The sequence below is a fragment of the Pseudomonas brassicacearum genome (assembly GCF_918698105.1).
Lineage (GTDB): Bacteria > Pseudomonadota > Gammaproteobacteria > Pseudomonadales > Pseudomonadaceae > Aquipseudomonas > Aquipseudomonas brassicacearum_F.
The window spans coordinates 62,322-70,414 of the sequence record NZ_CAKKMI010000031.1 but is presented as its reverse complement, the minus strand read 5'-3'; the positions used below and the strand labels follow the sequence as shown (position 1 = coordinate 70,414).

The 8,093-nt window shown below is 63.1% G+C and carries 5 protein-coding genes; 1 reads left to right on the top strand and 4 read right to left on the bottom strand.

What is annotated here, in order from left to right; all coding sequences use genetic code 11:
* Nucleotides 1-747: 747 nt before the first annotated feature.
* The 4 genes from LQ215_RS14635 to LQ215_RS14620 form a co-directional block, all read right to left on the bottom strand.
* Nucleotides 748-1,089: a carboxymuconolactone decarboxylase family protein gene (locus LQ215_RS14635; protein WP_003206631.1), complete on the bottom strand. Its 342-nt coding sequence runs from the start codon at nucleotides 1,087-1,089 to the stop codon at nucleotides 748-750.
* Between the two features lie 99 nt (nucleotides 1,090-1,188).
* Nucleotides 1,189-3,594: a penicillin acylase family protein gene (locus tag LQ215_RS14630; RefSeq protein WP_230150837.1), complete on the bottom strand. Its 2,406-nt coding sequence runs from the start codon at nucleotides 3,592-3,594 to the stop codon at nucleotides 1,189-1,191.
* Between the two features lie 356 nt (nucleotides 3,595-3,950).
* The gene (locus tag LQ215_RS14625) at nucleotides 3,951-6,086 is read right to left on the bottom strand and encodes a type III effector (RefSeq protein ID WP_230150835.1); all 2,136 of its coding nucleotides are present in this window, start codon (nucleotides 6,084-6,086) and stop codon (nucleotides 3,951-3,953) included.
* A 9-nt stretch (nucleotides 6,087-6,095) separates the two neighbouring features.
* On the bottom strand, nucleotides 6,096-6,587 hold the full coding sequence (locus LQ215_RS14620; protein WP_230150832.1) for a CesT family type III secretion system chaperone: 492 nt from the start codon (nucleotides 6,585-6,587) through the stop codon (nucleotides 6,096-6,098).
* A 186-nt stretch (nucleotides 6,588-6,773) separates the two neighbouring features.
* On the opposite strand from LQ215_RS14620, the gene LQ215_RS14615 reads away from it, so the two are divergent.
* A complete protein-coding gene (locus LQ215_RS14615) occupies nucleotides 6,774-7,898 on the top strand; it encodes a transglycosylase SLT domain-containing protein (protein WP_230150829.1) in 1,125 nt (374 codons plus the stop codon).
* The last annotated feature ends 195 nt before the right edge of the window (nucleotides 7,899-8,093 follow it).

Below are 8,093 nucleotides of genomic sequence, written 5' to 3'. Positions count from 1 at the left end.
GCCGAATGCAAATCCCATTGTGGGAGCGAGCCTGCTCGCGATAGCGGTGTGGCAGTCAATGAAGAGGTTGAATGTCAGGCCGCCATCGCGAGCAAGCTCGGCTCCCACAGGGTTTTGGGTTGCCTATAAATCCGCGGTCGAATGCAAATCCCATTGTGGGAGCGAGCCTGCTCGCGAAAGCGGTGTGGCAGGTCAGCGAAGATGTTGAATGTCAGGCCGCCATCGCGAGCAAGCTTTGCTCCCACAGGGTTTTGGGTTGCCTATAAATCCGCGCTCGAATGCAAATCCCAATGTGGGAGCGAGCTTGCTCGCGATAGCGATGTGGCAGTCAATGAAGAGGTTGAATGTCAGGCCGCCATCGCGAGCAAGCTCGGCTCCCACAGGGGTTTTGGGTTGCCTATAAATCCGCGGCCGAATGCAAATCCCATTGTGGGAGCGAGCCTGCTCGCGATAGCGGTGTGGCAGTCAATGAAGAGGTTGAATGTCAGGCCGCCATCGCGAGCAAGCTCGGCTCCCACAGGGTTTTGGGTTGCCTATAAATCCGCGGTCGAATGCAAATCCCATTGTGGGAGCGAGCCTGCTCGCGAAAGCGGTGTGGCAGGTCAGCGAAGATGTTGAATGTCAGGCCGCCATCGCGAGCAAGCTTTGCTCCCACAGGTGCTTTGGGTCGCCTTCAATCCGTGCCAAGCGCAGTTCCCAATGTGGGAGCGAGCTTGCTCGCGATAGCGGTGGGCAGGTATCGGCCTTTCACTTCTTCAACGCGTCATGGGCCTCCAGCGCGCGCAGGGAGTAGATGTACGCCGCGCCGGCATTCAGTGACACCGCGGTGGCCAGGGTGGCGGCGATTTCTTCGCGGGTGGCGCCGGCCTTGATGGCGGCGTCGGTGTGTACGCCGATGCAACCGTCGCAGCGCGTGGTGATGGCGACGGCGATGGAGATCAGCTCACGGGTCTTGGCATCGAGCACGTCGTTTTCAGCCGCGGCTTCGTCCAGTGCCATGTAAGCCTTGACCATCTTCGGATTGCTTTTGCCCAGGGCGCCAAAGGCGCTCTTGATGGTAGGCAGCAGCTCGGACCAGTTATTGAACATAGCGTTGACTCCTAAGGAAGAGACGGGATGGGCCCCTGTAGTCTTGACCATCAATGACGATCAAGCCCGGGTGGCGATGAAAAAGCCTGCGCACTCGATTCAGGGCGCCCGGGCCGGCAACAGTTTCAAGGTGCCATGGGTATTGGCCGTCACTTCTTCCTCGGCCAGGTGCGCCTGGTGATACAGCCCCTCTATGTACGCCTCGGCCTGGTCCTCGTAATGCTTGTCGAACGGCACGCCGCTCTGGCCGACGGGGTTGATGGTGACGCTGTGGGTCGGGTCGGCGAAGTCGATGATGCGCCGCGTCGAAGGCCCGTAGGTCACCGGCCACGGCGCCGGACCGATTTTGGCGGAGAGATTGTTGGGTACTTCGTGGGTGCCGGGTGCGGCGAAGGGGCCGACGTTGAAGATCCGGTCCAGCGGCTTCTGCTGGCCCAGCGGGTGGCCGTGGGTCAGGGTGTGGGCCTTGCCCCATTGCCATTGCGTGGCATCGTCGCCGAAGGTGACCTTCAGGTGGGCCAGGCTCTTGTCCCAGGCTTTTTTCACGGTGTCGGCGCGGGTCTCGGTGCCAAGGGTTGTGCGGTCATCCCACCACGGTGAGTCCCCGGAGGCTGCCAGGCGTGGAAGGGCCGCGTCGATGACCCGGGTCGACAGCGCGGTTTCGAAGAAGCCGTCGCCCAGTTCATCGTGCAGGGCGGCGTCGGCCAGGTTGAACAAGAACTGGTTGAACAGCGTGGCACTGGTGGAGTCCAGGGGGTAATCGCCCGGCCATTGAGCCAGTTGTTCCACCCATTTGCGTTCCTGCGGATCGTTGACCACTTCACGCAGTACCGGCAACAAAGGTGCAAGCAGGCGAGGGCCATAGGCGGTGGTGGTGCCCAGTTGCAGTTTCTGGGTGGTCTCGATGTCCCACTTCGCCTGCTTGTCGCTGAGCTGGCGGTTGAGCTGCTGGCCGCGGTCGGCGAGGTTGTAGTAACCCGGGATCTCGATGCCGCTGGCTGGCACCGGCTGGAAATTGGCCGAGACGATGTAGCCCCGCGCCGGGTTCTCTTCCTGCGGGTTGCTGCTGAACGGATAGAAACCTTCCTTTTCCGCCTCCGGGCTGCTGCCGTCGAGGATGAAGCCGGGCTTTACGCCGGCCGGCCGCTTGGGCAGTTGCGCGGCGGCCCACCAGCCGATGTCCCCCTTGGCGTTGGCCCACACCACGTTCAGCCCCGGCGCGTGGATCTTGGCTGAAGCGCCGCGAGCCTTGGTGAGGGTGTCGGCGCGGTTGAGCTGGTAAAAGGCGTCGAGGATCGGGTTGCGGCTTTCCAGGAATCCCCACCACATGGCGACCGGGGTCTTGCCGGCATTTGCGCCGAGGGCATCGTTGACGATCGGACCATGGGGCGACCGGCGCAGCACCAGCGTCACCGGTGCCTGGCCCTTGACCGCGATCTGTTGCTCGCTGCGGGTCATGTCCACCCATTTGTCGCGATACCAGACCTGTTCGGGATTGTCCGGGTTGACCTTCTCGGCGATCAGGTCCAGGTCGTCGTTCTGGAACATGGTGATGCTCCAGCCGAAATCCCGGTTCATGCCCAGCGTCGCGAAGGGCAGCAGCGCCTGGTACTGCCCGTAGAGTTCGAACCCCGGGGCCGACAAGTGCGCCTCGTACCACACCGAAGGCGCGGAAAAACGGATGTGCGGGTCACCCGCCAGCAACGGCTTGCCGCTGTGGGTGCGGCTGCCGGAGACCGCCCAGGCATTGCTGCCCTCGAACTGCGGCAGGCCGTTATCGGCCAGGGCCTGCTCGCTCAGGCGGGCGAGGGCGTTGAGGTCTTTCCAGTCGGCGGCGGCCAGCGGCAGGCCGCCCTTGCGACCTTCGGCCAGCACGCCCTGAGGCTGCCAGTCGAGGTCGAAAATGTTCAGGTAGTTGGCGCCCAGCACATCGCGCACGTAGGTCAGCAGGGGTTCTGTGCGAAAAGCCGCGGCGAAGCTGTAGGCCATGTAGCCGGTAATGCTCACGGTGTCTTCGGCGGTGAAGGGGCGCTTGGGAATGCCCAACACATCGAATTCCACGGGCCGGGTGTGGCTGTCCTGATAGGCGTTGATGCCGTCCAGGTAGGCCTGCATGGCGAGCCAGGCCGGGGATTGCGGGTCCTGCTCGGTCACGTAGGCCGCGGCGCGCTCGCGGATGCGCAGGCTGCGCATCAGCTTGTCGGTATCGAGCAGTTTCGGCCCCAGCACCTCGGCCAGCTCACCACGGGCGAGGCGGCGCATGATCTCCATCTGGAACAGCCGATCCTGGGCGTGGACGTAACCGAGGGCGCGGTACAGGTCGGTTTCGTTCTCGGCGCGGATATGCGGCACGCCACGTTCGTCGTAGCGCACCGTCACCGTGCCTTGCAGCCCTTGCAACTGCACCGTGCCCTGGCGGGTGGGCTGCTTGCTGTAGAGGTAGCCGCCCGCGACGATGACCGCGGTGACGAGCAATGACAGGAAGGCGATGAGGGTGCGTTTCATGGTGATTCCTTATTCTGGTGACAGCGGTTCCATGGCCTCGCTGTTGATTCCCTGTTTAGCATACGGCTGCTTCCCGGCGCATCGTCCGTCGGAGGGATTTTCTCCAAGTCGTCTCGCGGGCGGGAGTATAGGCGGTGGAAGATCTCGGGCAGCGGCTGGGTTTTGGAGGCCGGCGCCGCGAATCGGAAGGCTATCGTCGATCGACACGGCAATCACGTCGGCCGTTGTCGAAGCGCAAAGGGATGTGAATCGGCGTGTGTCGCGAGGGCCGGCCACAAGAGGTTCCTGCGGCCGGCGTAGAGGGACGGTTTCAACCGGTGATCGTCAAGCCAGCGAAGGATGGCTCGACGATTTCATCAGCTTGGCCGTGGGGTGGGGGCTGTTTCGTTGGACGGCCCGCCCTGGGGCTGTGCTTGGCCTCGTTCCGCCAGTTCCAGATTGTCGTCCGGGAGCGCATTCTTGGATCGCGTGGCGAAGTCGCGGACCTTGTTGGCGCCCAGGTTGACACCCCCGATAGCGCCTTGGGGAACGATCTGGGTAAAGCCGCGAGCCACGTGGTAGGTGTTCTCCAGCTTGCGCCGCAAGCCTTCCGGCTGGGTATGGGGGAGGGTGTCGCGGTTTGGATGCAGGACGTTCTGTAACGGCACGTTTGCACGTTGGGCGAGGTTGTCCTCCTTGTCTTCATTCATCGCCTTGTTTTCCAGCGGGGCTGCCACGCTGTTGGCAAAGAACGGGAACAGGGTCAGGCCGGAGTTGTAGAACGTCGCGACCACGTGCTCGAGCTTTGCATTCACCGTGGCGTCGTCGCCCGTCTCGGACGCATCGCCCACTGCGGTTCGCAGGGCGATCCCTTCGCCGACGCCGACGATCCGGTTGGCGTAGTCGCTGAGGTTGGTCATGCTGATAGGGTTGAGTTTGTCCTTCGCCTCGGAAAAGGCCTTGGGCAACAGCTCGTTCCAGTTCCGGTTTTCTTTTGTGACCCGATAGGTGGGAATCTGCTCGTCACCATGGGTCTGCGCATATTTCGCCACGGCCTGGCCGCCCGCCATGAACGTGCCGCCCACCGCCGAAGCGAGGCTGCGGGCGGCGATACCCGAGGCATTTACCGAACTGAACTGATCCAACGTGTCGCGCACCGCATGAGCGGCCCCGAAGGCAAGGTAACCGGTGAAGTCACCGCTCATGGTGCCAAAGTTGTTGGCATTCTGTTTCAGTGTGAACTCGTCGCGCTTTTGCGACTGGGAAGCGTCGAGTGCCGCGAATTGTGGGTTGGCGACCCGACGCCCGTTCACGGTGATCTCCTGCAAGGGCTTGGGGTACACCGCCAACGGGTCGACTTTGGCCAGGCCCTTGCCGATGGTCTTGTCGACCACCACCTGGACAAACGGGCGAATGCCGTCGCTGATCACCTTGTGCGCCGTTCCAAGGACGGTTGAGGTCGCGGCGACATGTTTACCATAGGCCGTATCCGCCATCGCTTCATCGATCGCAGCGGTGCTTGCGCCGAAGTGGCCGGCGGATGCAACGCCCTGGGGAATCCCCGCGTCGACGAAGACTGCCAGGCCAGTGACGAAGCCAGTCTGGGTCTTGAGTTCGGCGACATGGTCCTGGCGCGCGATGTTCTTCAAGGCGGTGTCCAGACCATCGTTTTTGTTCGTCGCCTCATCGAGCTTGCTCGGGGTGGCTGGCTTGGCCTCATCCTTCTTCAGCAACTCACCGAGCTCCGTGCGCACTTGCTGCAGCTGGATCAGTTGATCCCGCGCGCTGTCCCGCTCGGCCGTGGGCAGGGCCTCGTTGCCGGCGGCCTCTTGTGCGTGGGCGATACGGCTGTCCAGGAACGTGCTCAGGCGTGCGGGCATTTCCTCTGTCATGGCCTTCATCACACCCTTGGCATAGCCACGGAAGGCGGTATGGCTGCGTTCCAGGTGCGGAAGGTCATCATGCCCCTGGGAGTTGTCGATGACTTCCTGGCACAACGAATGGTAGGCCCCGAGGGTGTTGCCCACGCGCTCGCAGTGGGCACCCCAGACGGCTTTGAAACCGCCGCTGGCGACCCGTGCTTCTTTGCTGCTTTTCAGGTAATTGTCGAGAGCGGTGGTGAAGTCTTCGGTTTCCTTGCGGCCCGACAGCATCGGGTGCGTCTTGCCGCCCAGCTCGGCCAGATGCTGGTGCATGTCCTGATAAGTCGTTCCAGGCGCATAGCTCAGTGCCTTGCCTTCCAGGGTCATATGTGCCCGGGCAAAGCCGATGGGATCTGCTTCAGGGTCCTTGTTGCCCAGCCTGCCGATCATCCCCTCCAGGCGAGGCCTTTTGCTGGCGAAGGCCTGCTGCGTCGCATCGGTAGAACTGCCGGTGAAATGGTAGGGCACCAAAGGGGTCGTGGAGGGACGAACCTGCTCGGCGAGGCTGCCTCCCACCGGTCTGATTTCATCGTCCTGTTGTTGACGCAATGCCGCGAGGCTTTGGTTCTGGCTTACGGATAAATCTGCCATGGTTTTCTCCTAGAGCGACAAGGCGCTGTTGAGTCCTGAATGACGCTTGATGGGGTTTGGCGCCTGGGCAGGCTTGGCGTCGCGGCCCGTGTCGGGGCCGTCGAAGAAGTAGCCATCGCGCCAAATCAACGCCATGTCGGCAGCCCCGCCCATTAGCCCGAGCAGGCGCTCGGCGGTGAGGGTTTCCAGGGGGACGTGGCCGATCAGGATCACCTGTTGGCTGTCGCGGTTGTAAGACAGGGAAGGACAGAACGCGCCGCTCAGCAGGTACAGGTTGGTTTCCAGCAGCCGTTGCAGGACCGCCTCCCGGTTCGCCACCGGCAATGGCCCGAAGCTGCAGTAGATAAAGACGTCTCCCTCACCCACGCCAGGGGTGTGCTTGAGGGAAAAGTCCACATCCTTGACCGACAGGTTCGCCTGTTCGTAGAACGCGGACGGGGTAGGAATCATCGTGAGTGCGCAGAGCTGATCGATCAGCTTGCAATAGGTGGGTGACGCCATGAGTGACCTCGCATTGTCATCCAGGCGCCGACGAGCGCCTGCTGCCCATGGTGAGTGACATCAGCGGCATTTCGGTTCCAACCGTGCCCCCTGCCGCCCGATGACGGCGTGCCGGACGAGCCGAGTGGAACCGCTGCCTTGCGATCTGCCACCCAATGGCGCCACCTCATTCAAGGTTGACCGCCCATGTCCCGATCACTTGCACCTTTGCCGGCCCTCCGATTCGTCCCCAAAGGCTTGTCCATGCTGGCCATGGGGACCTTGCTGTATGGCTGCCAGCACCTCGAGCCGCAGCTGACCATCGGCGATCCGTTCGCCAACGAGCCTTACCGCTCGCAACTGCGCTGGCTTGAGCCGGCGCCTACGGACACGATCATCCAGATCGGCGAGTCATCCCCACAAAGTGGCGGCAGCCTGTGGACGCGCATGCGCCAGGGGTTTTCCTTGCAGGCCAAGGCCCAGGGTGTGGCGCGCATCGATGAGCAACGCCGCTGGCTGATGGATCGCCCGGCGTTCCTCACCCAGACCGGGCGTGCCGGCAGCCGTTATTTGCACTTCATCGTGGGTGAGCTGAACAAGCGCAACATGCCGCTGGAACTGGCGCTGTTGCCGGCCATCGAGAGCGGGTTCAATCCGAACGCCCAATCGCCTGCCCAGGCCCTGGGCCTCTGGCAATTCATTCCTGCCACGGGGCGCCGTTATCAATTGCAGCAGCGGGGCGACTATGACGAGCGCCGGGACATTCCGTCGTCGACGCGGGCCGCCCTGGATTATTTGTCCTACCTGCACGATTACTTCGACGGCGACTGGCTGCTGGCGCTGGCCGCCTATAACGCCGGGGAAGGGCGCGTACGCGACGCCATCACGCGCAATCGCGCCCGCGGCCTGGCGACCAATTATTGGAACCTGTCGTTGCCCGGCGAGACCCAGAACTATGTGCCGCGGCTGCTGGCCCTGTCGCAGTTGGTGAATGCGCCCGCCGACTATGGCGTGAGCCTGGCGCCCATCGCCGACCAGCCGTATTTCCAGATGGTCGCCTTGGCGCAGCCCGTGGACCTGGCGCATCTGGCGCAGCTGACCGGTGTTCACGAGCGGGAGTTGCGCATGCTCAACCCTGCCGCGCGTGGCCGGGCCAGGGGACGCTTGCTGATGCCCCTGGACGCGTCGCGCCGGTTGCTGGCGCAACCGGACATGATCGCCAAGGCCGCGCTGCCCCGCGTGGCCGGTAGCGAAGAACAAGTGGTTGCCTCACCCGATACCGGCGCAGCCGAGCCGCAGGTGGCGGAGGTGGCCGCGCCGCCAGGGGTGTGAGCCGATCATCCGCAATGCTGCTGTTTGATCCATGGCCAGGGATTGCTTGCGCGGGGCTTGTGTAGGAGCTGCCGAAGGCTGCGATCTTTTGATCTTTTGATCTTTCGCTTGAGATTCAAGTGTCTGGGGAAAGATCGCAGCCTCGTTGCACTCGACAGCTCCTACACGGCTCCTGCGGTCAGGCGGGAGCAATCT

Excerpts from the sequence above, each read along its gene's own strand:
- LQ215_RS14635 (WP_003206631.1), bottom strand. The coding sequence starts at position 1,089 with ATGTTCAATAACTGGTCCGAGCTGCTGCCTACCATCAAGAGCGCCTTT.
- LQ215_RS14630 (WP_230150837.1), bottom strand. The coding sequence starts at position 3,594 with ATGAAACGCACCCTCATCGCCTTCCTGTCATTGCTCGTCACCGCGGTC.
- LQ215_RS14625 (WP_230150835.1), bottom strand. The coding sequence starts at position 6,086 with ATGGCAGATTTATCCGTAAGCCAGAACCAAAGCCTCGCGGCATTGCGT.
- LQ215_RS14620 (WP_230150832.1), bottom strand. The coding sequence starts at position 6,587 with ATGGCGTCACCCACCTATTGCAAGCTGATCGATCAGCTCTGCGCACTC.
- LQ215_RS14615 (WP_230150829.1), top strand. The coding sequence starts at position 6,774 with ATGTCCCGATCACTTGCACCTTTGCCGGCCCTCCGATTCGTCCCCAAA.